The organism is Rheinheimera gaetbuli (assembly GCF_054781935.1).
On the sequence record NZ_BAAGTL010000002.1, the window covers coordinates 70,848 to 94,748 of the forward strand.

18 protein-coding genes are annotated in these 23,901 nt (G+C 48.8%); 9 read left to right on the forward strand and 9 right to left on the reverse strand.

The genetic code is table 11. From position 1 onward, the window contains the following. Nucleotides 1-58: 58 nt before the first annotated feature. Together ACYVIC_RS03565 and ACYVIC_RS03570 are read left to right on the forward strand one after the other, a co-directional pair. The gene (locus tag ACYVIC_RS03565) at nt 59-2,158 is read left to right on the forward strand and encodes a TonB-dependent receptor family protein (protein ID WP_460857341.1); all 2,100 of its coding nucleotides are present in this window, start codon (nt 59-61) and stop codon (nt 2,156-2,158) included. Nucleotides 2,159-2,362: 204 nt separating this feature from the next. Beyond that, a complete protein-coding gene (locus ACYVIC_RS03570; RefSeq protein ID WP_460857343.1) occupies nt 2,363-2,923 on the forward strand; it encodes a lipocalin family protein in 561 nt (186 codons plus the stop codon). A gap of 50 nt (nt 2,924-2,973) precedes the next feature. On the opposite strand, the gene ACYVIC_RS03575 is transcribed toward ACYVIC_RS03570, so the two are convergent. The 4 genes from ACYVIC_RS03575 to ACYVIC_RS03590 form a co-directional block, all read right to left on the reverse strand. Continuing rightward, nucleotides 2,974-5,334: a PKD domain-containing protein gene (locus ACYVIC_RS03575; RefSeq protein ID WP_460857345.1), complete on the reverse strand. Its 2,361-nt coding sequence runs from the start codon at nt 5,332-5,334 to the stop codon at nt 2,974-2,976. Between the two features lie 134 nt (nt 5,335-5,468). Then, the gene (locus ACYVIC_RS03580) at nt 5,469-7,805 is read right to left on the reverse strand and encodes a TonB-dependent siderophore receptor (protein WP_460857347.1); all 2,337 of its coding nucleotides are present in this window, start codon (nt 7,803-7,805) and stop codon (nt 5,469-5,471) included. 62 nt (nt 7,806-7,867) lie between these two features. Next, complete coding sequence (locus tag ACYVIC_RS03585; protein WP_460857348.1) at nt 7,868-8,839, reverse strand: FecR family protein; 972 nt, start codon at nt 8,837-8,839, stop codon at nt 7,868-7,870. Continuing rightward, a complete protein-coding gene (locus ACYVIC_RS03590; protein ID WP_460857568.1) occupies nt 8,832-9,338 on the reverse strand; it encodes a sigma-70 family RNA polymerase sigma factor in 507 nt (168 codons plus the stop codon). Before ACYVIC_RS03590 ends, ACYVIC_RS03585 begins: the two co-directional genes overlap by 8 nt. Before the next feature lie 540 nt (nt 9,339-9,878). On the opposite strand from ACYVIC_RS03590, the gene putA reads away from it, so the two are divergent. Together putA and ACYVIC_RS03600 are read left to right on the forward strand one after the other, a co-directional pair. Continuing rightward, nucleotides 9,879-13,682, forward strand: a complete 3,804-nt coding sequence (gene putA / locus ACYVIC_RS03595; protein WP_460857351.1) for a bifunctional proline dehydrogenase/L-glutamate gamma-semialdehyde dehydrogenase PutA — start codon at nt 9,879-9,881, stop codon at nt 13,680-13,682. 197 nt (nt 13,683-13,879) lie between these two features. Continuing rightward, nucleotides 13,880-15,283: a YfcC family protein gene (locus ACYVIC_RS03600; protein ID WP_460857353.1), complete on the forward strand. Its 1,404-nt coding sequence runs from the start codon at nt 13,880-13,882 to the stop codon at nt 15,281-15,283. A gap of 35 nt (nt 15,284-15,318) precedes the next feature. On the opposite strand, the gene ACYVIC_RS03605 is transcribed toward ACYVIC_RS03600, so the two are convergent. Further along, the gene (locus ACYVIC_RS03605; RefSeq protein ID WP_460857355.1) at nt 15,319-15,729 is read right to left on the reverse strand and encodes a type 2 periplasmic-binding domain-containing protein; all 411 of its coding nucleotides are present in this window, start codon (nt 15,727-15,729) and stop codon (nt 15,319-15,321) included. 8 nt (nt 15,730-15,737) lie between these two features. Further along, nucleotides 15,738-16,826 (reverse strand): porin, encoded by a 1,089-nt coding sequence (locus ACYVIC_RS03610; RefSeq protein WP_460857357.1) that lies wholly within the window; start codon nt 16,824-16,826, stop codon nt 15,738-15,740. A 193-nt stretch (nt 16,827-17,019) separates the two neighbouring features. Here ACYVIC_RS03610 and aceK point away from each other — a divergent pair, with 193 nt between their 5' ends. The 3 genes from aceK (at nt 17,020) to ACYVIC_RS03625 (ending at nt 20,157) form a co-directional block, all read left to right on the forward strand. Beyond that, entirely contained in the window at nt 17,020-18,759 is a 1,740-nt protein-coding gene (aceK, locus tag ACYVIC_RS03615; protein WP_460857358.1) for a bifunctional isocitrate dehydrogenase kinase/phosphatase, read from the forward strand. Beyond that, nucleotides 18,756-19,217, forward strand: coding sequence for a YaiI/YqxD family protein (locus tag ACYVIC_RS03620; protein WP_460857360.1), 462 nt, complete (start codon nt 18,756-18,758; stop codon nt 19,215-19,217). The genes aceK and ACYVIC_RS03620 overlap by 4 nt, the downstream gene beginning before the upstream one ends. 70 nt (nt 19,218-19,287) lie before the next feature. Then, nucleotides 19,288-20,157 (forward strand): hypothetical protein, encoded by an 870-nt coding sequence (locus ACYVIC_RS03625; protein ID WP_460857362.1) that lies wholly within the window; start codon nt 19,288-19,290, stop codon nt 20,155-20,157. On the opposite strand, the gene ACYVIC_RS03630 is transcribed toward ACYVIC_RS03625, so the two are convergent. Continuing rightward, nucleotides 20,126-21,040 carry a pseudouridine synthase gene (locus ACYVIC_RS03630; RefSeq protein ID WP_460857364.1) on the reverse strand — a complete coding sequence of 305 codons (915 nt, stop codon included), beginning with the start codon at nt 21,038-21,040 and terminating at the stop codon, nt 20,126-20,128. The two genes, ACYVIC_RS03625 and ACYVIC_RS03630, sit on opposite strands and share 32 nt — an antisense overlap. Before the next feature lie 91 nt (nt 21,041-21,131). Here ACYVIC_RS03630 and ACYVIC_RS03635 point away from each other — a divergent pair, with 91 nt between their 5' ends. Beyond that, nucleotides 21,132-21,830 (forward strand): tRNA-uridine aminocarboxypropyltransferase, encoded by a 699-nt coding sequence (locus tag ACYVIC_RS03635; protein WP_460857366.1) that lies wholly within the window; start codon nt 21,132-21,134, stop codon nt 21,828-21,830. 17 nt (nt 21,831-21,847) lie between these two features. Then, entirely contained in the window at nt 21,848-22,060 is a 213-nt protein-coding gene (locus ACYVIC_RS03640; protein WP_460857368.1) for an RNA-binding S4 domain-containing protein, read from the forward strand. 7 nt (nt 22,061-22,067) lie between these two features. On the opposite strand, the gene ACYVIC_RS03645 is transcribed toward ACYVIC_RS03640, so the two are convergent. Continuing rightward, nucleotides 22,068-22,826: an alpha/beta fold hydrolase gene (locus ACYVIC_RS03645; RefSeq protein WP_460857370.1), complete on the reverse strand. Its 759-nt coding sequence runs from the start codon at nt 22,824-22,826 to the stop codon at nt 22,068-22,070. Continuing rightward, nucleotides 22,817-23,824: a M14 family zinc carboxypeptidase gene (locus ACYVIC_RS03650; protein WP_460857372.1), complete on the reverse strand. Its 1,008-nt coding sequence runs from the start codon at nt 23,822-23,824 to the stop codon at nt 22,817-22,819. The genes ACYVIC_RS03645 and ACYVIC_RS03650 overlap by 10 nt, the downstream gene beginning before the upstream one ends. Nucleotides 23,825-23,901 lie beyond the last annotated feature (77 nt).

The following is a 23,901-nucleotide window of genomic DNA, read 5'->3' on the forward strand; positions in this document are numbered from 1 at the left end:
TAAGTTAATGGTAATATGAATGAATCTCATCTTCATTAACTAATAAAGGTTGTTCTCGATGCAAAAAAATAAAGTCGCCGCTGCAGTTTCCTTGGTCTTTTTTTCAATAACAGCTCATGCTACTGGCAATAATTCAGAGCGGGTAGAAGTGTTAGAAGTTCGCGGCGAAGTACAAGCGCCAGTAACCTCCTTACCCGATGTAAAAGAAGGTTTCATTCTTGCAGGGAAAAAAACGTCCGTTGTGGATTTAACTGAACAGCCTACTTTCGTTGAGCCTAACCTACGTCAAATGTTTACAACCTTGCCGGGTTTATTTGTTTCAGAGCAAAAAATCCCTAGCATTTTTAACGTGAACTATCGTGGTCTGGGCAACCCGCATGAGTCTGAGTTTGTCGCTTTTTACCAGGACAATGTACCACTGGGTGCCAATATGTTTGGTTATCCAACGATGTATTATATGCCAGGTGCACAGCGTATTGAGCGCGTTGAATTTATTCGCGGTGGTTCAGGTTTACTGTACGGACCGCAAATTGGCCCTGTGGTCAATTTCGTTACACGTGCTCCTTCTGCACAAGCAGGAAACAGTTTTGTCACCGAGCACGCCGTTGGCAGCGACTCCATGTACAGCACCTATAATGAAGCACGTTGGTCACAAGGCAACACCGGTTTTATGGCATCCTTTGATCATCGTCGTGCTGATGGCCCGCGCCACAACGAAGACTTTGATGTGAGTTCAGGCTACTTCGGCTTGAGTTATGAAGGCTTTGAAGATATCAAAATTGGCGCCAATCTGGATTTATACAGCTCCGACTCGGGTGAGGCAGGTCGATTAACCTCTGCCGAATTTGCCGACAATCGAGATCTGGTTAAAACCCCTTTTAACCGCGTTAAAATCGACCAAACCCTGGCAAGCTTAACCTACGAGCAGCAGTTGGATGCCGCCTCTAGTCTGAATGGTAAGATTTGGTATCTTGCGATGGATCGTTTTAGCCGTCGCTCGGGCGCCTTTGTTCCCCCCTCTGCCCCACCCGCTTTAACAACGGTTGACGAACAGCAATTTCGTAACCTGGGCTATGATCTGCGCTATAGTCTGGCATGGGGTAGTAACAGCATTTTCACCGCTGGGAGTTCAGGATTCCGTGGCGACAGTCCGCGCACTCAGCACCGTAACAGCGACCTGATGTCTGATGCTCAAAATGCAGCGGACTTGCGCTTTGAGCAAGATCGCTTAACCACCTATACCGCGCTGTTTGTCGAAAATCTGTTTCGTTTTGGTAATGTCACACTTTCGCCGGCTATACGTTATGAGCGGCTGAATTATGATATGGTTGAACTGGTGAAGACCGCTAGCCTAAACCGTGATGCAATTGATTTAGATCGCACTTACAACGAGTTGCTCTTTGGTCTGGGTGCAGGTTATAAGCTCTCAGACACAGCTGAAGTCTATGCCAATATTTCAGAATCGTACCGACCACAACGGTTTGACGATTTAATCAACCCAACGTCTGAGTTGGCTGGCAGTAATGATCCTACCGTATCGAAAGCGATGAACTACGAACTGGGATATCGCAGTCAGGTAACAGAGCAATTTTCTCTTGATATCAGTGTTTTCCGTATTGATTTCAACGACAAAATTGAGCAGATCCAGGTGAATATCACCGATATAGAGCGGGTAAACAGCGGTGATTCACGTCATCAGGGGGTTGAACTTAGCCTGCAATATGCCTTTGAATTATCACCGGGTCATGACTTCACTGCTTTTGCAAACGGTTCTTGGCTAGATGCAGAAATCACCAGAAGTGTGAACAGCAGCTTGGTGGGCAATACGGTATCTTTTGCACCGGATTATCTGTTGCGTAGTGGTTTGATGTACACCGGTAATGCTTTAACGGCTTCGTTAAGTCTGACCATGGTCAGTGATCAATACTGGCAGGATTCTAATTTACCGCGTGGCAGCGGTGCAGCGATCATCGATGCCAGGATCCCGTCTTATCAAGTAGTCGATTTAAGCGGTGAGTACGCGTTGTCGACTAATTGGGCACTGTATGCCGGCATCAACAATCTGTTGAACGAAGACTATTACAGCCGTGTCAGAACGGATGGTATTGAGCCAGCTCCTGAGCGTACAGCATACTTTGGCGTAAGATTTACTCTTTAGACGCAAGTTGTTAACACATACGTTAGCTAAAGCAAGCTATTGAACAACACCCCCGGTTTAGCCGGGGGTGTTTTTTCCAAACAGGTTTCTGTACAAATCTTAATTGAACTAACACTATAAAACTGAGACCAAAACATGGGTTTATAAGATAACCACCTGATTGAAGACAAATTTTGTGATACAAACTGGAGCTCGCGGCGTACTATGCGTGTTCAATCACCCGCTAAAAAGGTTGCTATGAAAATGCTGCGCAAAATTACCCTGTTTGCCACTGCTGTCTTGCTACTTGGCTGCACCGGTACGCCAGAGGGCGTAACACCGGTAACACCATTTGAACTTAAGCGCTACCTTGGGGAGTGGCATGAAATTGCCAGGCTGGATCACCGCTTTGAACGCGGTTTAACCGAAGTAACTGCTAACTACGTCATGCGTGCAGACGGTGGCGTAAAAGTGATTAACCGTGGTTTTAATGCCGAAGAAAATGAATGGAGCGAGGCTGAAGGCAAAGCCTACTTTGTTGGCGACAGCAACACCGGTGCACTTAAAGTGTCGTTTTTTGGCCCGTTTTACGGCGGCTATAATATTGCCAAATTAAGCAATGATTACAGCATGGCGTTAGTGATTGGGCCGTCAACAGATTACGCCTGGTTGCTGGCACGCAGTAAAACCCCGGCCAAGGCAAAGTGTGATGACTATATGGTATTTGCGAACCAGATTGGTATTGCTGCTGAGCAATGGATCTGGTTGCAGTCATGTGCTGAGTGACAGCTTATGTCAGGCCGGCTATTTTACCCGCCTGACATAAGCAGAAGGTTTTACGGGTTACACAAATCAACTACTACGGTTTGCACCTGCTCCGGCGTATAAGCTAAGGCAAACTGGCTATCTGCGTTAACACTGGCCTGGTTGCTGCGCAGCAGAAAAGTTGCCGGCGCTGGCAATAAGGTTTCAAGCTCTGGCGAATCTTTGCTAAACGACAACAAGGGTGAGGCTACAAGGTCTAGCTGAGTGTGTTCCGTGCGCTGACCGACGATTGTAAACCTGATATTAGTATCAGCCAGGTTGTTGCAAAAACGTGATTCAAAACGAACCTTTAGCAGATCAGCTATCGTAGCCTGGCCCAAATCCAGTTCATTTTCGTCGGTTAAGATAAGCTCCTGTGACTGATAACCATAACGCAAGCTATAGCCTACTTTGATACCGGGCTGCCAGCTGTCTGGCTGTGGACGTTCAAAGCTGAATGTAAACTGGCCGGCGGTGTCGGTATAGGCTTCATAAACGCCGACATAGCCAGGACGAAACTTTATATGGTTAGTCGTCACCTTTATACCTGCAACAGGTTGGCCCAGCACGTTAACGTAACTGCCGCTTAGTTGCAGCTGCACTGGCAGCTCGTCGGCCACCACTAGCAATACATTTCTTTCTGCCTGTTTTACTCCGTCACTCACCTGCAGTTTAACCCGGTAGTTAGCGGCAAATTGCGGCTCAACAGTAAATAGTGTACCGCCGTTCTGGCTGGCTAGCAGAGTTGCGCTATTTTCATCGAACAACTGCCAGCTGTAACTTATCGCCTCGCCTTGCGGATCAAAACTTATCGCTGCATCAAATGTTTGCTTAATACCCACCAGACCGAAACGCCGGGTTTGGCCGGCAATTCTGGCAACCGGCGGTAAATTACTATCGGCAGACAGCAGCACCGTTGCCACCTGTGGCGCTATTGCCAGCCCGCTTACTGCAACCTGCAGCAAATAGTCACCGCTGAGGTCGGCTTTAAACATCGCGTCAGCCTGGTTGCCTGGTTGGAATTCGCCATTAGCACCTTGCGGCTGGCTTAACACTGTCCAGTTGAACTGCACATCGTCACTTTCAACGCTCAGCACGGCTTGCAGCCTGCTCCAGTGACCCACGGTAATCAGCCGTTCGGCACTGATGCTTAGCTGCGGTTGAGGTGCGGCCTGCAACTGCAACGGCAATACAAAGGGCTCTGATTGTTGCCAGGCGTCTGACACCTCTAGCTGGATCTGGTAATCACCGGCTTTGTCTGCCTGAAACATGGGGTGTTGTTCGTCGCTAAGATCAAGTGTTGCATGGCTACCCTCGGGTGCGCTGACAATGCGCCAGCTGAAGCTCAGCGTATCGCCATCCGGATCGCTCGCCTGACTGGTAAGCCGGATCGCTGTGTGTGGCGCCAGCGTTGTTGTATCCGCGCTAAATCGGGCAACAGGCTGACGGTTGGTATCTGTGACGTCTATTTCTGTACAGTCCTGATCCTGATGTTTGCCATCATGTACCAACAAACAAATAGTATAAGTCGCCAATGCTGAAGGCTCGAATAGAAACTCCGCCTGCTGATGCGGATGGGCAATATAAGCGCCACCTTGCACAGTCCATTGGTAGCTCAGCTCGTCGTCGTCGTTGTCGCTACTAATGCTAGTCAGCAACAAGCGCTCATTTAGCCACAGCTGACGGTTGTGGCTGGCATCAATTTTTGCCTGCGGAGGAACATCACCAGCCTGATATACACTGATGCCATGTTGCACAGTCAACTTAATAAACTGCCCAAGTTGCATAGTTACTTCGAGGGTATAGTCGCCTTTCTTATCAGCGATAAAGCCAGCGCGGCTTTGCGAAGAATTCTCCAACAGCGCCTCACTGTCAGCCGGTTTGGCAACCAGTTGCCACAGATAATTGGGTGTCACTTTGTCGCTTATCATATGGCTGAATATAGCCTGTAGCTGCAGATAATCGCCCAGAGCGGCGGTTTCGGGCGCTTCAATTTTCAGGCTGTGCTGCGCCGTGTCAGTTACACTAAGCGGCATTTCTACACTGTGGCTTGCGCCCTGGCTATCGGTTACTGTTAATACAATAATATAGCTGCCGACATGCTGCGGGTAATAATGCAGAACTTTGGCCGTATTGTCTGTTGGTGTAATCAGCTCACCGCCAGCGTCTTTGATCTGCCAGCGGTAACTTAGTACCGACTGTTCAGGATCAATACTACTGCTGGCATCAACACTGACACGCTCCCCCACAGCAACCTGATTCTGGCTTAAAGTGAACTGTGCAACGGGGGCCTTATTTGGTTGCACAACAACTTGTGGTGCATTGTTGCTGCCACCGCAACCGGAGAGCAAAAGCAACAGCGATGCTGCGAAATTATTAAACTTAGTTTTCAATGGAATTTCCTTATTATCTTAGGTGCGCTAGCGACGCACTGCCCAACAGGCGCTCTGTACATAAGCGCCAATACCAACAACACTGTTGCTATTAATAAGGAAACGTTTAACGATACTAAAACAGCTAAACTTTTTTAAAACTGCTGCTCAAAGCTAAAGGCAAAATGCCGCGGTGCGCCATATGCTGCCCAGCCACGGTTAATATCTACGCCATCGAAATAGGCTTTATCTAACAGGTTTTTGATACTTAGGGTAAAAACGCGGCCATTACCAGTGGCAATCCGATAGTAGCTGTTAAGGCGCCAGCTGGCAGGTTGGCTTACCGCTACCGGCTGTCGGCGGCTAAATGCTGGCAGCTCAAAGCGCTGGCGGGTTTCACCTTCCACCCCTATCCCTAATGTGCTGCCTGCTATTACCCTGTCTAACGAGCCAGACAGCATCAGGCGATACAAGGTGTCAGGGAACTGAAATTGCCGGGCAGCTATTGTATCTGGCTGCGTTGCAGTAAAATTTCGGCTATAGCTGGCGTTAAGCTGTAGCCATGTTCCTTGATACGCAAAGCCGGCCTCCCAGCCAGATTGTACCGGAAAACTCTCAGGCACAAGCTGAGCGTAGTTGCGTTGACTGCTGCGGTAAGCACTAACATTGAAGCGGCCACGTTGTTGCCAGAAATCTACTTTTATGCCGGTTTCCCAGGACGTAAACCGCACCGGACTAACGATTAGGTCAAGCATCGACAGATACCCCTGGCGAAAATCTACCGTGTTGGCATAACTGGCATACCATTGCGCTGCGCCAATGGCCTGGCTCAGGCCAAGATAGAGGTTAGTGTACTGCGTGCGCTCTGTGTCAGCGGCAAAACTGCCTTTATTGCTGTAGCGGCTGTGGTTACGGCGTACCGATGCCGACAGCAGCGTTGAGTCTGTCAACGCTATCCTGCCGGCCAGTTTTAGGCCGCTGACCCGGTAATGTGAATCGTTAACAAAGGTGTCCGCAACAGCTGTTGGCCTGGTCTGGTTGCGGTAAAGCGCGGCAAAACTGTTAGGGTTAAGCACGGTAGTGGCCTGATAATCCATCAGTTGCAGCAGCTGATAGTTTTGGTGCCAGGCGCTGCTTGCTGTGATACTGACATCAACCGGAAAGTCCGACATCAAAAAAGCGCCATTGAGTGTCAATGCAACTTTATCAGCCGAAAACTCAAAGTGGTTATCAAGCGCGCCAAATGACAGCGACAGTGTCTGCCGATCTGGGTAACCGGTGACATCAGGCACCAGCGCGGTTTGTTGTTGACTGGCACGGCTAATATGCAAACTACTTTGCCATTGGCTGGCCAGTTGTTGACGGGCGATCAGGCGCGAGAACGACATACTTTGCTGGGCGCCAGACCAAACTGGCCAGAAGTTGGTAGATAAGGGGCCGTCAAAGTGCGTTAAATCGGCATACAACAAAGGCCGGATTTTTGAACGCTGTTGCTGCCGGTCATGTTGCGCAATATGATATAGGTCTAGCTTGGTATTCGTATCCAGGTCCCAACTCAATCGGGCCAGGGCACCGTAACGTAAATTGTCAGAGTAGTCGGCCGCATCCTGTTGTTGCTGTGCTACCACTATCGCCCTGCCGCTCAGGTCCTGCCGATTTAATACAGCGCCGGTTATGTCGGCACTAATTCGGTATTTCAATTGATCGCCAAGACTGATGCCGCCCTGTCTTGCCACTGTTTTGTCTGCTTCTTTCGGCCTTAAATTTACCGATGCCGAATTACTGCCATTGTCTTGCACTATGCCATTGGTGCCGCGATTGATCTCCAGCAAATCAAAATACACAATATCTAAATCTGATACGGCAAAGTTGGCATCGGCAAACGGCTGATTGTCTATCATAAAGGGATTTAATAGCTGGCCGCGGGCTCTGAATTCACGGTTACCGGTAAAGGAATTAGCTGTGCTGTATATCCCTGCACTGGATCGCAGCACCTCGCCCAAATCGGTTTGATTAAATGGCTGATAGGCCGCGGTATTTAGTATTGAAACAGCTTGCGGTGTTTGTTTTACCGTCTGGCGGATACCCGATGACTCACTGGTAGTTTGTTGCCAGTCGGGCTCGGGCATTGACGATATTGCCGCCATAGAGGGTAAAGAAAAACTAACCACTATCTCTGTTGGGCCTTTTGCAGTTGCAGTCAATTCTGCCAGCGGTTTTAACACATAGTGTTGCGCACCAATCTGCTGATAGCGCAGCCCGCTGCCAATTAGCAGCCTGGAGAGTGCCTGTTCTGTTGTTAATTCATCTGACAACGGCTGACAACGCTTACCTGCGGTTAGGCTGGCGTCGGCTGCAACAAAAATACTTGCAGTACGCGCAAGTGCATTTAAACATTCGCCCAACCGCCCTTCGGCTATATCGTATTGCCGTAATGCCCCAAGCTGATCCGAGCCGGCATAAGCCTTTATTACCAGCAAATTCATCAGCATGATGGCACACATAACAACGTAAAAAAAATGAGATATCATTACTACCCGGCTAATTCAGCGCGTTACGCCAGAGACACTTGCACCCACCATGGGCCAAAATGGTTAATTTTTACGGGTAAGGTGTTTACCAGCATATCAAGCGCTGTGTCTGGCGCAAAAGCCGGAAATACACCGTCAATAAGTAAACTTTCTGCGTCGGTATTCACACTGATAATGCCACGGCGGTAGCGGTTAAGTTCGGCGCAAAATTGCGATAGCGTCATGGCGTTGGCAACCAGTTTGCCTTCGCGCCAATCAGGCAGCGACGTCACTGGCTTGTAGTCAATGTCACCGCTGCTTTTCAGATTGATTTGTTGTCCAGCAGTCAAGGACAAAGGTTGCTGAGCAACCGTGACAACGGCATCCCCTTGATAAAGCGACACGGTGCAGCCATCGCCATAGTTATACAGATTTAACTGACAGCCGCTACTTGCAATCATTATTTGTTGCTGCGCCACCTTGCTGGTCAGTAACAAATCAGCCTGCATGCTGCTGCCCTGAAGATGAACAAACATTTCGCCCTGCAGCAAATTAACCAGAGTTTGAGTAGCAGAAACTGTGCTATCTATTGCAGAGTTGGTATTCAGCCAAACTTGTAACTGGTCTGTTAGCCGCACAGTTTGCGACTGACCAACTGCTGCTGCATGATCTGCCGCAAGGGCGTACCACTGTGATTTGCTCCAGGGGGTTCTTGCGGCCATATAGGTGAAAAACGAGGTACCAAAAACTGCCAGGCATTTAAGTGCAGTCCGCCTGGACATTGCAGGTTGCTGTAAAAGTTTCTCTATATCAGGATTTTGCTGCTGATGTTGTTGAAACTGTTCAAAGGTTTGATGCATTTGCAACACTTTATCCCACGCGGCCCTGTGTTGTGGTTGTTGCAACCATTCTTCAAACTGTTGGCGCGTTTGCAAACTAACATGCTGCTCCTGCAATTCAACAAACCAGTAAGCTGCGCTTTTCAGGCTAACGGCGTCGGCAGCAGCTTTAGTCAAGATCGTAGGCTTCCCTGAACATGGTCATCCGCAATATGGCCTGGGCTAAATAGTTTTTTACACTGGCAACGGAAATATTGTCACGTTCAGCTACCTGATTGTAGGTTAAGCCTTCTATTTGCACGGCAATAAAAGTACGCTTTATTTTGCGTGGTAAACGGCACAACATGCCATCCACTTTTACAATAATGTCGATAATAATCTGATGCTCTGTTAAATCGGCGGAATAGGGCTCGCTAAGCTGTTGCAAACTTTCCAGATACGCCTGTTCTATTTTACGTCTACGCCAGAAATCAATGCATAACGCATGCGCGATACGGCTCAGATAATGCCGCCCACCAGCCAGACTATCGAAACTGAGATCTTTTTTCAGCAATCGTAAGAAAGCATCTTGCGCCAGATCTGCGGCATCATCGACAGAGTGTAATTTGTTGGCTAACACACTTTTCATCCAGTGATGATGAGCACAATAGAGTTTTTGAACGTCCTGTTGATTCATTGCTTGCAGTACTGTCAAATGATGCGCGGGATTTCATCATCTCGTTTTCACATTGTCAACAAACAGTTTCGTCAACGTTAGCCGGGCTAATAACTTAATTTATAGTGTTTACCTGCCAGAACAATGGCCAGGCAGCAGTTAAGTGATCCAGCATAAACTGGCCGATACTCTGGCACTGCGGCTAAAGCATTAAGCATTAAGCATTAAGCATTAAGCATTAAGCATTAAGCATTAAGCATTAAGCATTAAGCATTAAGCATTAAGCATTAAGCATTAAGCATTAAGCATTAAGCATTAAGCATTAAGCATTAAGCATAATTAGTTTGGAAAAAAGTGGCAAAGCCAGAAATAGTGACTGAGAAAAAACCTAAAAAGCAGAATTTTATGCTAAAAAAATCAAAATAAACCATTAAAACTAGGGTTTTATAAACAAAATAAACCAGCCTATTTTGTGGCATTTTCTTTAGTATGCGAAGTAGAGATTATTGCTAACCCTGCGCTTGCTTATTAAAACGCAACGCCACTGTTATAGGCTGACTTATGTTATTTAATGCTGATTTAACCACCCAGTGCCCGCTGCGGCAAAAGATCCGTAACTATTACCGTATCGACGAAAACACAGCGATTGATTACTTACTGCCGCTGGCTGAAGTGGGCGTTAAAGCGCGTAGTCGCGCCTGGGAGCGGGCCCGGCAAATTGTGCATACCATTCGTAAAGATCAGGATGGGCAGGGTGGTATTGATGCACTGTTAAATGAATTCTCCTTATCCAGCGAAGAAGGCGTGGTGCTGATGTGCCTGGCCGAAGCTTTGCTTAGGGTGCCGGATAAAAGTACCCAGGAAGCGCTTATCCGCGACAAGTTAGCCAAAGGTGACTGGAGCTCACATTTGGGCAGCAGCGACTCGCTGTTTGTTAATGCCTCGTCCTGGGGCCTGTTGGTTACCGGTAAAATGGTGAACTACAACGATAAAACCAAAGCCCAGCAATTTGGCGTACTGAAAAAAACCCTGGGCCGCTTAGGCGAGCCGGTGATCCGTAAGTCGGTTAACTTTGCCATGAAAATTATGGGCAAACAGTTTGTTATGGGCACCAACATTGACGATGCGATAGAACGTGCCTTTGATACCGAGAAAAAAGGCTATGTCTATTCCTACGATATGCTGGGCGAAGGTGCCCGCACTATGGCCGATGCCGAACGTTACTACCAAAGCTACTTAACCGCTATTCATGCTATTGGTAAAGCCGCTAACGGCAAGGGGCCAATCAAAAGCCCCGGCATTTCAGTTAAGTTATCGGCTATTCATCCGCGCTATGAATTCAGCCACCGCGAACGGGTGATGAGCGAGCTGCTGCCAAAACTTAAAGCGCTGGTATTAGTCGCAAAAAGTTACGATATCGGCTTTACCGTCGATGCCGAAGAAGCCGACCGCTTAGATATTTCGCTGGATATTATCGAAGCGATTTTATCCGACGACGAGCTCGGCGATTGGGCCGGCTTTGGCCTGGCAGTACAGGCGTATCAAAAGCGCGCTATCTTCGTTATTGAGTGGCTGACTGAACTCGCCCGCAAGGTAAACCGCAAACTGATGGTGCGGCTGGTAAAAGGTGCCTATTGGGACACCGAAATTAAAACTACTCAGCAAAAGGGTTTGGATCACTACCCGGTGTTTACCCGCAAGGCCTCGACTGACGTATCGTACAAAGCCTGCGCCATTAAACTGCTCGAAGCTCGTGATGTATTGTACCCGCAGTTTGCCACTCACAATGCTTATACCGCCGCCACCATTTTAGAGGTGGCCAAAGGCAATAACAGCGGCTTTGAGTTTCAGCGCTTACACGGTATGGGCGAGTCGTTATTTGACCAGATTGTCAGCAGTGAAAAAATTCAGTGCCGCGTCTATGCCCCGGTGGGCGAGCATGAAAACCTGCTGGCGTATTTAGTGCGGCGCCTACTGGAAAACGGCGCTAACTCGTCTTTTGTTAATGCTATTGTTGATACCAGCCAACCGGTTGAAGCCTTATTGCCTGACCCGGTAGAAACCCTGCAAAGCCTGCGCAATAAATACAATACGCAAATAAAGATGCCAGTCGATTTATACGGCAGCGAACGCGCCAACTCCAAAGGCCTGGATTTAACCGACGTGGATAGCCTGACTACGTTTAAAGCTAACCTGGATAACTGGTTTAGCACTCATTTGCTAACAGCTGAGCAAGTGCCGGATGGCGCCATCGCAGTAAAAAACCCGGCTAATCATACCGAGATCATCGGCCATGTGCGGCTGCACAGCACAGAGCAGATGCAGCAACTGCTGGAAAATGCCGACAACGCCTTTGCCAGCTGGTCGCAAACGCCGGTTGTGGATCGCGCCAACTTACTGCGCCGCATCGGTGATATTATCGAGCGCCACCATGATGAGTTAGTCGCCATTTGTATTAAAGAAGCCGGTAAAGTAGCGCAAGATGGCATTGATGAAGTGCGCGAAGCGGTCGATTTTTGCCGTTATTACGCGGCCCGCGCCGAAGAGCTGGCCAAAGATGAGCGCTTTGAACCACGCGGCGTTATTTTGTGTATCAGCCCGTGGAATTTCCCGCTGGCAATTTTTTTAGGCCAGGTGGCCGCTGCCATTGTGACTGGCAATAGCGTTATTGCCAAACCGGCCGAGCAAACCAGCCTGATTGCGCTGCGCGCCATTGAGCTAATGCACGCCGTCGGCTTACCGGAGCATGTGGTGCAGGCCGTAATTGCCCGCGGCAGCGAGGTGGGTAAAACTATAGTGCCAGACAGCCGCATTCAGGCAGTGATGTTTACCGGCTCCACCGAAACCGGCAGCCTGATTTCACGCACTCTGGCACAGCGTAACGATATTCAGGTACCGCTGATTGCCGAAACCGGCGGCCAAAACTGCATGATAGTTGACTCCACCGCCCTGCCGGAGCAAGTGGTAGATGATGTGATAAGCTCAGGCTTTCAAAGTGCCGGCCAGCGCTGCTCGGCGCTTCGGGTATTGTTTATTCAGCAGGATGTTGCCGATGGCATTATCGACATGCTGAAGGGCGCATTGGAGCAACTGCATGTGGGCGACCCGGCCTGGCTTAGCACCGACATTGGTCCGGTTATAGATGATAAAGCACTGAAAAACCTGCAACAGCATGTGGAATACTTAAAAGATAAAGCCACCTTGCATTATCAATGCGATATTCCGGATAACGCCGCACAGGGCGCTTATTTCTTTGCGCCACGCTTGTACGAAATCAGTGATTTATCACTGCTGAAACGCGAAGTATTTGGCCCCTGCGTGCATGTTATCCGCTTTAAAGCCAGCGAGCTGGATCAGGTTATCGACCAAATTAACGCTACCGGCTATGGCCTGACCATGGGCATTCATTCGCGTATTGAAGACCGCTGCAACTACCTGGCAAAAATGTCGCGCGCCGGTAATGTCTATATAAACCGCAATATGATTGGTGCCATTGTCGGTGCCCAACCGTTTGGCGGCCGCGGGTTGTCCGGTACCGGGCCTAAAGCCGGCGGGCCGAACTACTTACTGCGGCTGGTAAAAGAGAAAGCCTCGCCGGACAACGTGCAAATGACCAATTTAAGCCCAGATCAGCTGAGCCTGCACCATAACCCTGATGCCGATGCCCAGGTGCAACAGCTGATGGCTAACTCGCTTAGGGATGAAAAAATCTGGCGCGCCACGCCGCTGAATGACCGTGTATCAGCGGTGCGGCAATTGCTGGCGAAAATTGCCACGGTAGATATTATCGACGAGCTGGCAGACGATTTAGCGTTAACCCTGGCCGACGCCCGCGCTCAGCTGAACCGGCTGGAAAAACATATGCGCAAATGCACCACGCTGCCAGGCCCAACCGGCGAGTCGAATACGCTGCATATAGAGCCGCGCGGCTGCGTAGTGTGTTACGCCGATAAAAGCACCTCGTTTAACTTTTGGGCCATATCCATTATCACCGCGCTGGCGGCCGGTAATACCGTTATTACCGTAGCGTCAGAGTTGTTCTATGCAGAGGCGCTGGCATTTAAAGACAAGTTTATCTCTACCGGCGTCGCCGCAGGCGTATTTCAGGTAGCCAAGCCGGATCAGCTGCAAGCTATTTTAGCGCACCCGCATCTGGCCGGTGCTGTGGTTGCCGCACGCTCGTCAAGGCTGGGCTACTTTAGCCAGCAATTGGCACAGCGCGATGGCGCTATCTTGCCGGTTATCAGCGCGGAGTACTACGATACGTTGATCAAACGCCTGGTTACCGAGAAAACTATCAGCATAGATACCACGGCATCAGGCGGTAATACCTCGCTGATGACGATGGTGGAGGACGATGAGTAACACGCAGCCTTAATGACAATTTGGCTATACAAAAGGCACTAAACAATCAGGCCGGGCTTGCTGCAAGCACATCAGAGCAGTCACGTCCGGTTTGTGCCGCTGCTGTGCTTAATGTAGACTCGCTGACTTTTAAGCATAATAACGTTGCGTAAAGCACACCTTTGGTAGCAAAGTGATATTTATGGGAAGCGTAAAGCATGACGAAATTTAAAGTACCTCATACCCTGACCCTGCTATTTAGCATGATGGTGCTGGCGATGATAGCCACCTGGATAGTACCGCAGGGCTTTTTTGAAACCCAAACGCTGGCCAATGGCCGCAGTGCAGTTATTCCTGGTACCTTTACCCTGGTTGATGAGCGGCAGTATTTAACGCCGTGGCAATTACTAACTGCGATACCGCGCGCCTTTGCCAGTGCGCAGGACGTGATCTTTTTTGTGATGATCTTAGGTGGTGTTTTATCTATTGCCCGCGCTACCGGCACGGTAGATGCACTGATTGGCCGCCTGCTCGAACGTTACGGCAATAAACCGCAGATGCTTATTTTTATGGTGATATTTTGCTTTGCTATGGCATCAAGCTTTATAGGTACCGCCGGCGAATATATCCCCTTTGTATTAATTCTGGTGGCGCTATGTAAAGCGATGCGGCTGGACGCCATGACCGCAGTCGGTATGACAGTAGCCGGTTATGGCATCGGCTATGGTATATCAGCAGTTAACCCCTTTACCCTGGTCATAGCACAGCAAATTGCTGATATTCCTATCTTATCTGGCTGGCCGCTACGCGCAGCAATATTTTTACCTTTTGTGTTAATAGGCTTCCACCACGTTTGGAGCTACTCGAAAAAGGTACTGGCCGATCCCAACAACTCGATGGTAAAAGACTTGCCCTGCCCGCTGGGTGATAAAGAAGCTACCTCTTATCCAACGCTTACCTGGGCCCACCGGCTGATTTTAGCCAGCTTTGTGCTAACCATCGGCGTAGTGGCATACAATATCCGCGTTAATGGCTGGTACCTATATGAATTGGGTGCCGCTTTTATTGCCTGGGGCTTGTTTATTACCGTTATTGGCAAGGTATCGGCCGATGTTGCAGCGAATAAATTTATTGCCGGCGCGATGGAGCTTACCACCACAGCGATGCTGATTGGTGTGGCACGCGGTATTTCGTTAATTATGGAAGATGGCCAGATTTTGCATAGCCTGGTGCATGGTATGTCTACGCCGTTGTCTTATGTGGGTGCGGAAGCCGCCGCTGTCGGCATGTTAGTTATTCAGACCCTACTGAACTTTTTTATTCCATCAGGTAGCGGCCAGGCCTATGTCACGATGCCTTTGATGGTGCCAGTTGCTGACCTGCTTGAGATCCCGCGGCAGGTTGCCGTACTGGCTTATCAGTTCGGTGATGGTTTCTCTAATATGATTATCCCTACCAATGCCATTTTAATGGGCATTATTGGTATTGCCGGTATTCCTTATGGCCATTGGTTCCGCTTTTGTTTACCACTAATTGTAAAGCTGATGCTGGCCTCTTCAGTGGTGCTGGTGCTGGCGGTAATGTTTGGCTACGGCTTAGATTTACAGCCGGCAGTTGCCTAAAAACAGACAGGCCGGCATTGCCGGCCTGTTTTTTATCACTCTAGAGTAAATAACACCTTAACCTTGTCAGACACGGCTGTGGCACTGACATATCCGATAATATTGGGATTATTTGCCACCAGTGTCAGCACCTCACTATCTGATGCCACTTCTTTGGGTGGTGTGCCTTTACCGGTAAACACCAGCTTCGACCAAAATGCTTTTACCTGGCTGGATGAGCGGCCAAGCGCCTTTTGATCAAACTCTGAGCGTAGCGGCACTGAATCTGCCAGATTAACAGGTACCGCCGATGACCCATCGCTAAAAGCACTCATTTTGCCGGTATACAACCGCGCCAGTTCTTCCTGAGTAATGCTGGTTTGGTTAGACGGATGCACTACCACGGCAATCGCAGCGTTGACCGTTAAAGGCAGCAATAAGCTGCCAACAACTAATAATGTTTTCATACCGCCTCCTAAAACACCAAATCTACGCCAAAAGTGACAGACTTGCTGTCACCCGCCACCATTAGGCCATCAGTGCCTTTGTCTTCGACATCGTCGTACTGCAGTTTAAAAGCGGCTGAATTGTGAAAGTCATAGCGAAAGCCTATGCTAGTGGTGTTATGCACTTCTCCATCACTGTCAAAATCGGCATAAGAGATATAGGGTGTAACGGTATTAAAGCGATAGCCCAGCGATACCATGTAGGTATCAAATTTACCGCCATCCAGATCCAGCTGATTGAGCTCCGACAGCAATACCAGATTGTTGTAGTCAATATTGACGGAAATACCGGCAAACTTGCCGCGCCGCTCCAATTCACCGCCCCAATCTACCCGCTCTGTGACTCCATTTACCGTGCGATAGCGCTCGTTAATATAGGTCATGTAAGTTAAACGAATATCTAACCAGTCGCGGTTAAAGCTCACCACGCCACCGACAATATCTTTCCAGATCTCCCGTACCGGATTAGTACCAAAAAACTGCGATAACAATTTATTTTCTTTGTCATCCTCGCGGCCGGTATAGATATTGCCGCTAATATCCCAACTGCCTAACTGAGTATTAAACAACGCGTTTATTCCGGTGTAGTTAAAAATTTGCCAGGTGTAGTTATCTGCCGGTGGCCGCAGCCACAAGTAAGCAAAACCAACGTCAAAAAAGTCTGAGTAATAATACAGGGGTAAGCGTTTTTTACCGGCCTGGATTGTCCAGGTGTCATTAAGCTGGTACGAAATATAAGCCCATTCAAAACTGGCATCAAAATCATCTGCGCCACGGGCAACAATTTGTCCGGTTACAGATAAACCGTCCATTAAATCGGCCGACAACTGCAAACCGATACGGCTATCCGGTTTAAATGACCATTCTTCCTCGTAAACACCAACCTGTGGGTAGTTGGCTAAAAAAGTAGGGGGTAAACCAAACGCCTCCACCCCGCTACCACTAAGTACCTTGCCCCCTGCAACTGTCGCAAAACCGGAGATATTCACCTCGGCTGCCGCGCTCAGTGGTAGCAACAACATCATGCTATTTATGCTAAGTAACGTTGTCTTTCTCATACAAGCTCCTTGTTTTAACCCAAAAGGTGCTTAAACCTTTTGCTAAACATAGTTCAGTAAAATCTGAATTGCAGAGAAAGTCATAAAAAATACGCGAATATACCCAAATCAGGTGCAAGCAACAAAAAACCGGCTTTTGTCACTGCGTTACTGCTGTTAGCATAACAATACGCCCAAAACAGAAGCAGCTCCCATGCAGCAAGCACGACAAATCGCTGACATTATTTTAAAAGGTTTTCGCCGCCACTTTAGTTTGTTTCAGGCGATTACCACCAAAGCCAAACAACGCTTTGAGCTGGCAGACTGGCGCGCCTTTCAGCAGGATAGCTCGGCACGAATTTCTTACTATGATTTGCGGGTAAATGAAACCATTGCACTGGTACAACAGCAACTGCCAGAGCAATGTCTGAATGGACCTTTGTGGCAACAAGTAAAACAACAATACCTCGAGTTTCTGGCCTTTCATCCGCAGGCTGAACTGGCAGAAACATTCTATAATTCTGTGTTTTGCCGCTTGTTCGAACGTAAGTACTTCCACAACCAAAATATTTTTGTCGAATCAACACTGAGTAAGCAGCATTTACCGGCACCGGTTGCCTCGGTGTACGACAGCTACTTCCCAGCGCAGGATGGCCTAAAACAATGTATCCGCAATATCATTGCCAGCTTTGCATTTGTTACGCCGTTTATTGATATGGAGCGGGATATCCGGCTGATTGTAAGAAGCTTTATGCAGCACAGCAGCCATAGCCACCACCCCGTTTACCAAATTAGGTTTGATATTTTAAAGCCGGCGTTCTTTCGCAATAAAGCCGCCTATATTGTCGGCCGGGTAGTGACACCAGACGGTCAGCAACCCTTTATTATTCCGCTATTGCACAAAGAAGGTGAAGGCCTCTATATCGACACCCTGGTCACTGACACCAAGCAAATGACGATCATTTTTGGCTTTTCCCGCGCCTATTTTATGGTAGAAACGCAGGTGCCTTCAGCGCTGGTGCATTTTTTACGTGAACTGCTACCACATAAAACCCTGGCCGAACTGTATGCCAGCATTGGTTTGCACAAACAGGGTAAAACTGAATTTTATCGCGAGCTGCTAAACCATCTGGCTAATAGCAAGGATCTGTTTGTGGCCGCGCCGGGTATTCGCGGCATGGTTATGATGGTATTTACCCTGCCCTCTTTCCCTTATGTGTTTAAAGTGATCCGCGATAAATTTGCGCCCAGCAAAGAATTTGGCCGTGACACGGTAAAAGCGCGTTATCAGTTGGTTAAACAGCATGACCGCGTTGGCCGTATGGCCGATACGTTGGAATACTCAGATGTCGCCCTGCCGGTAAGCCGCTTCACTGCCGATTTACTGCAAGAATTGCAAACCTCTATTGCCGGTTCAATGCGGGTTGAAGATGGCATGGTGATTATTCGCCATTTGTATATCGAGCGGCGGATGATCCCGCTGAATTTATATCTGGAACAAGCCAACGACGACGAAAAAGCCAGTATTATGGATGATTACGGCCAGGCCATTAAGCAAATGATTGCCGCTAATATTTTCCCGGGCGATATGCTACTGAAAAACTTCGGTGTAACCCGGCATAAACGTGTGGTGTTTTACGATTACGATGAAGTGCAGTATATGCTGGATGTGAATTTCAGAAGCTTTCCGAAAACCGACAACTATGAAGACGCCATGTTTGCCGAAGGCACAGTTTGTGCGGCGCCTGGCGACGTATTTCCGGAACAAATGGCCACCTTTGTGACACCGCAAGCGCAAATTCGTCAGTTGTTGTTTAGCAAGCACGGCGAATTGCTCGATGCCGCCTACTGGCGGCAGAAACAGCAAAATATCCGTAATGGCATTATCGAAGACATTTTTCCTTATCCGGACGACATCCGTTTTTATCACCAATACGAGACTGCTGCACCATGAAAATATATGTCGACGCCGACGCCTGCCCGGTGGTAATTAAAGATATTATTTTTCGCGCCGCCGAGCGCAAACAAATCACTACCTTACTGGTTGCCAACCAACTGATACGGGTACCGCCGTCAAAGTTTATCTCGGCTATTACGGTATCCAGCGGTTTTGATGAAGCCGACAACGAAATTGTCCGCCGCTGTGAAGCCGGCGATTTGGTGATCACCGCAGATATTCCGTTGGCAGCCGATGTGCTGGCCAAAGGTGGCCATGCATTAAACCCCCGTGGCGAGCTATACAGTAACGACACCATTAAACAAAAACTGACCATGCGTGATTTTATGGACACCCTGCGCGGCAGCGGCGTGCATACCGGCGGCCCTCCACCGCTAAACCAAAGCGACCGTCAGGCCTTTGCCAATCAGCTCGATAAGCTGTTACAGCAATTTTCAAGGGGTCAGAACACTTGAAAATGGAAAATGTGCCAGTATTGGCCGGTTTAGCTACACTGTTTACATCTGTCTGCTCAAACGTGTGCTTATGCCAAAACTATTGTTGTGCTGTTTATACGTTTTTACCTTGGAAGCAGAAACACTAAAAACGCTGATCACCGTTGATCGTGATGTCTATCAGGATACGCAGCGCTTTCTTGCTGGCAGGTCAATTTATGATGTTACAGATTTTAGTACTGAATTTGCCCGGCGTGATGTGGTTGATTTTGTGCTGATCCAACAAGCTATCGCCCTGGGCGGCATAAAACTGCAACTGCGTTTTGAAACCGGTAATTATGATGCCCGCAATATCCGTTCTATCAGTTCAGGCATCTTACTCGTTGGACTGGACAGTTTTTGGCGATCTGAATTAGACATGGTCAAAGACAGCGTTTATATCAGCGAGCCTTTAATTCACCATGGCGAATATATCGTTGGCGTTTATACGTCACCAACCAACAGCAAGGCATTAGCGGTATCCAACTTAGCCCAGCTTAAAGCACTTACAGCGGTATCCAGTTCACACTGGCGGGCTGATTGGCAAACCTGGCAACATATTGCTCCGGCGCAGCTCACTGATGAAAAGTCCTGGGCGGCGCAAGCGCGCATGGTCAGTAAAGCCTGGGTTGATGTAATGCTGGCACCATTTTTACCGCAATTACCGTTTCGTATCAGCACTGAAAATTACCAACTGGTTGCTATACCCGGTATTAAAGTAGCATTGTACGATAGCCGACATGTTGCCGTAGCACGCAATCATCCCGACGGTGAGCGGGTATTTGCTGCTTTGCAGGCTGGTTTGGTTCAGCTACGTGCTGAAGGCCGAATTATTAAAGCCTACACCGAAGCCGGCTTTTTTCACCCAGAGGTTGCTAACTGGACGCTACTTAATCCGTTACAAAACCAGACCAGGCACTAAGGCCTAGTGTGCTATTAAACTGGCGCTCAGTTCCTGTTTTCGGATCTGTAAACGACAGTGTTTTTGCCAACAGCTGCATTGGTTTATTAAACTGCGGCGCTTGTTTAGCTTTAAGCTCGGGGTAATAGTTATCGTGCATAATCGGCATGCCCAGACCAAGCATATGCAAGCGCAGCTGGTGAGTTTTACCCGTATGTGGGGTTAGCTCAAATAGCCCTAAGTCGCCATTTTTACCTACCAGACTGATGCAAGAGCTGGCATTGGCTGCACCAGCAACAATAGCATTTATAAAACGCGGCGTGCTTTTTGCAATACGGTTTTCAACATGCCAATGCTGCGGTAACTCAGCTGCAGCGACATCCGCAGTTAACGTCGCCACCGCCTGATACTGTTTATTTATACTACCTGTACTAAACAGCTGATAATACGCGGCCCGGCTGTGCGGATTTAGCGAAAACAGCACCAGGCCAGCGGTGTCGCGATCTAAACGATGCACCGGTACCAGATCGGCGATGCCGGTTTCACGCTGCAAGCGCGCCAGTAAGCACTCGTTAACGTATTCACCACCGGGTGTTACCGGTAAAAAATGCGGTTTATCCGCCACTAAAATATGCTGATCCTGGTACAGGATCTGATGCGCAAACGGAATTTGCGGCTCGGCAACAACTTCACGGTAGTAACACAGCCTTTTGCTGGGTGAAAATAGCGTATGTTCGGTAATCGTCTCACCATTAAACCAGTACACTTTGCCTGTTGCTATGCGCTCTCGCCAGGTGTCTTCAGTAATAAACGGAAACTGACTGCAAAGAAACTGCAGCACAGTATTCCAGCCCTGATTGACAGCAGGCAGGGTAATTTCAGAGGCTTTGCGGGCTATAGACACTGTATATTCCGGCAGAAAAATCTGCGCGCAGTGTAGCATAAAAACCGCTACAATAGCCGCCCCTTAACGCCCGGTTGTCAGCATAAACAAGATGTCGCATACAAATTCAGTGCTGCGTTTACGCACACAAGAACTGGCTAAAGCCACCCGGGTGTTTAACGCACGCGGCAGCAAAGTAAAACGCTGTGAGCAGTGCCTGTTGCCGCGTACAGAATGTATTTGTGCAGCTAAACCCAGTGTCACCAGCACAAGTGCGTTTTGCTTTATAATGTACACCGGCGAGTGCTATAAACCCAGCAACACCGGCCGGATTATTGCCGATGTAATAACAGATAATCATGCCTTTGTCTGGGACAGAACCCAACCCGACCTTACTATGCTGGCATTGCTGAATGATACGCGCTATGCACCGATAGTGGTTTTTCCGCAGCAATATGCTGAGGCAGAGCGTTGCATAAACAGCCCGCTTGAGCTGACTGCAGTGCAAAGCGGTAAAATACCGCTGTTTATTATGCTGGACGGCACCTGGCGCGAAGCAAAAAAAATGTTTAAAAGCTTCTATCTTGCCAATTTGCCGGTGCTGGGTATTCAACCAGAGCAAAGCTCAGCTTATCAGCTGCGCGAAGCGGCACACCTGCACCAGCTATGCACGGCTGAAGTGGCAGTTGAAGTACTGAAACTGGCTAACGACACGGTTGCTGCAGCAGCTCTGGCCGAATATTTTTCGGTATTTCGCCGCGCTTATATCGTTGGCAAACCCCACCTTAATTTTACTGAATCAGCAGAGTAATCTGCCAAGGATATGACATGCGTAATGTAATACTGAGTAAACCGGCGGTAGAATTGTATAAAATCCTCAAATTTGAGGGTCTGCTAGGTAGTGGTGGTGAGGCTAAAGCGGCAATAGACGCCGGTTTAGTTAAAGTAAACGGCGAAGTAGAAACCCGAAAACGCCGGCAAATTAATAGCGGCGATATTATTGAATTTGGCAGCGAACAGCTACAAATGCAGCTGCTTTAAGGCTTAACTAGCCGGTAGTTATAAAACTGGCTAGCTGCGTACAAAGCCACTCAGGATCATCTAACGCCAAATCATGGCCAGCCCAGGAGTGCTGAATATGTGGCACCTGCCAATAGTTTGCTAACGCTGCAGAACACTGCGGGCTCACCAGTTTATCGCCCAGGCTGCTAATTAATAACGTTGGGCACCGCGGTGCTGCAGGGACGTTAAACCGACTGGCTGCCCACAGTTGACGCAGTGCATTTAATTTAGCCACCGGCCGTTGTTGTTGCCATAACTGCCAATTAGCCAGACTAGCCTGATGCTGCGCCGGAGCGGCGCTGGTTAAGCGTAAAATAACCTGCTCGCGCTGAGTTGCTGACATAAGCAGGCTACGTAAAATCAGCGGGTAATTACGCCAGTGCAGGCGCTGATAAAATGGTGATAACGGTCTGGCACTACTATTGATCAGTGTTACTGATGCCACTTCTTGCGGATAATGACTGGCCCAATCTGCTGCTAACATGCCGCCCAACGATATTGCAACCAGATGCAGCCTGCCATTAAACTCTGGCGCCTGTTGTACTTGCAAGCGTACCGATTGGCTCAGCGCTTTGATGCTGCAAGGCGATCGCTGCTGATAAAGCTGGCCGCAGCCGGCAAAGTCAAAACTTAGCACCGGGTTACTCAGCCTCGCTGCCAGTAATGGACGAAACGTGCCCCAATGCCGTTGCTCGCGGCTCAAGCCACGGATCAACAATACCGGAACCGTTGCAGCTAGTACCATAAGCGCTCAGCCTCTGCTTGTAAATTTGCTCTGTGAGCCAACGGCAACCAATTTTGATGCGACATGGTCGCATTAATTAAAAAGTTAATTAAAATCAGGTGGCTGCGTAGCACGCGTTTAATTCGATGTGGCTTAACCGGATGAAACATACCCAAGCTGGATAACAGTTGAAACGGATTTTTCCGCACCCAGTTCCACGACCCCATCTCTAATGTCAGCGGCAGCATGGTGCAATCATGATCCAGCGCCAAATCGTACAAATAGTCCCACAAATCGCCGTGACATAAATAATGTTGTGATTGCGGTTCAAAAATATAATTTTGGTGTGGGTAGGTTTGAAAAAATAGCTGGCGCAAGCGATACATCTCAGCCAAATGGACAATCGGCTGACGCCGGCTTTTGGCATAAGGAAACCACAGCCTGTCGGTGCTGCCAAAGCCTGAATGACAGTCCAACACCAGCGAAAACGGCCTTTTAAACAAGGACGTTGAAACAAAGTCTACCAAAGCCTGGCTTTCAATCTCCATTTTGTCACTGCGCCCACGGTGCCAGGGAATGGCGTGGCTAATGCGTTGCCCCCCCACCAGCCAGGCTGCACCTTCAACACAGTCTACCGGCGCATTACGCATTAAGTCGACACTGTTACCATTGGCACGCCAACCATTAGCCATGCCGGCCGGGTTTAATAGCGGAATAACATAAATACAGCAGTTTTCAAGCGTGTGCTGCAAACAACTGTCCCAGGGCAAACGCTGTATCAGCGTTTGCAGATAAGCCAGCACTACCTGGGTACCAATACGCTCCAGCCCATGTACGCCACCAAGCAATACCACTGCCGGTTTATCTGCGGCGGTATTGCCCAATGATAATGCGTACAGAGGCAGTTGCTGCATCATATGCGGCACCTTTGCCAGCACCTGGACGCGCAGTTCAACCGGCGCCTGAGCAATTAGTTGCTCCAGTTGCGCCAACTCCGGCAATAAATCGTGCTGATGCAACCAAACCCCGGCAAAAATAATTGTGACAATGCTATAACAGCATAACCTGAGGTAAGCAGATAAACATGGCAGTTTTA

Bases quoted from the DNA above. Each gene is read 5' to 3' on its own strand.
- ACYVIC_RS03625 (WP_460857362.1), top strand. From the start codon at position 19,288: ATGCCAAAACTATTGTTGTGCTGTTTATACGTTTTTACCTTGGAAGCA.
- ACYVIC_RS03635 (WP_460857366.1), top strand. From the start codon at position 21,132: ATGTCGCATACAAATTCAGTGCTGCGTTTACGCACACAAGAACTGGCT.
- ACYVIC_RS03565 (WP_460857341.1), top strand. From the start codon at position 59: ATGCAAAAAAATAAAGTCGCCGCTGCAGTTTCCTTGGTCTTTTTTTCA.
- ACYVIC_RS03600 (WP_460857353.1), top strand. From the start codon at position 13,880: ATGACGAAATTTAAAGTACCTCATACCCTGACCCTGCTATTTAGCATG.
- ACYVIC_RS03620 (WP_460857360.1), top strand. From the start codon at position 18,756: ATGAAAATATATGTCGACGCCGACGCCTGCCCGGTGGTAATTAAAGAT.
- ACYVIC_RS03570 (WP_460857343.1), top strand. From the start codon at position 2,363: ATGCGTGTTCAATCACCCGCTAAAAAGGTTGCTATGAAAATGCTGCGC.
- ACYVIC_RS03605 (WP_460857355.1), bottom strand. From the start codon at position 15,729: ATGAAAACATTATTAGTTGTTGGCAGCTTATTGCTGCCTTTAACGGTC.
- ACYVIC_RS03580 (WP_460857347.1), bottom strand. From the start codon at position 7,805: ATGCTGATGAATTTGCTGGTAATAAAGGCTTATGCCGGCTCGGATCAG.
- ACYVIC_RS03590 (WP_460857568.1), bottom strand. From the start codon at position 9,338: ATGAATCAACAGGACGTTCAAAAACTCTATTGTGCTCATCATCACTGG.
- ACYVIC_RS03640 (WP_460857368.1), top strand. From the start codon at position 21,848: ATGCGTAATGTAATACTGAGTAAACCGGCGGTAGAATTGTATAAAATC.
- aceK (WP_460857358.1), top strand. From the start codon at position 17,020: ATGCAGCAAGCACGACAAATCGCTGACATTATTTTAAAAGGTTTTCGC.
- ACYVIC_RS03645 (WP_460857370.1), bottom strand. From the start codon at position 22,826: ATGGTACTAGCTGCAACGGTTCCGGTATTGTTGATCCGTGGCTTGAGC.
- putA (WP_460857351.1), top strand. From the start codon at position 9,879: ATGTTATTTAATGCTGATTTAACCACCCAGTGCCCGCTGCGGCAAAAG.
- ACYVIC_RS03610 (WP_460857357.1), bottom strand. From the start codon at position 16,826: ATGAGAAAGACAACGTTACTTAGCATAAATAGCATGATGTTGTTGCTA.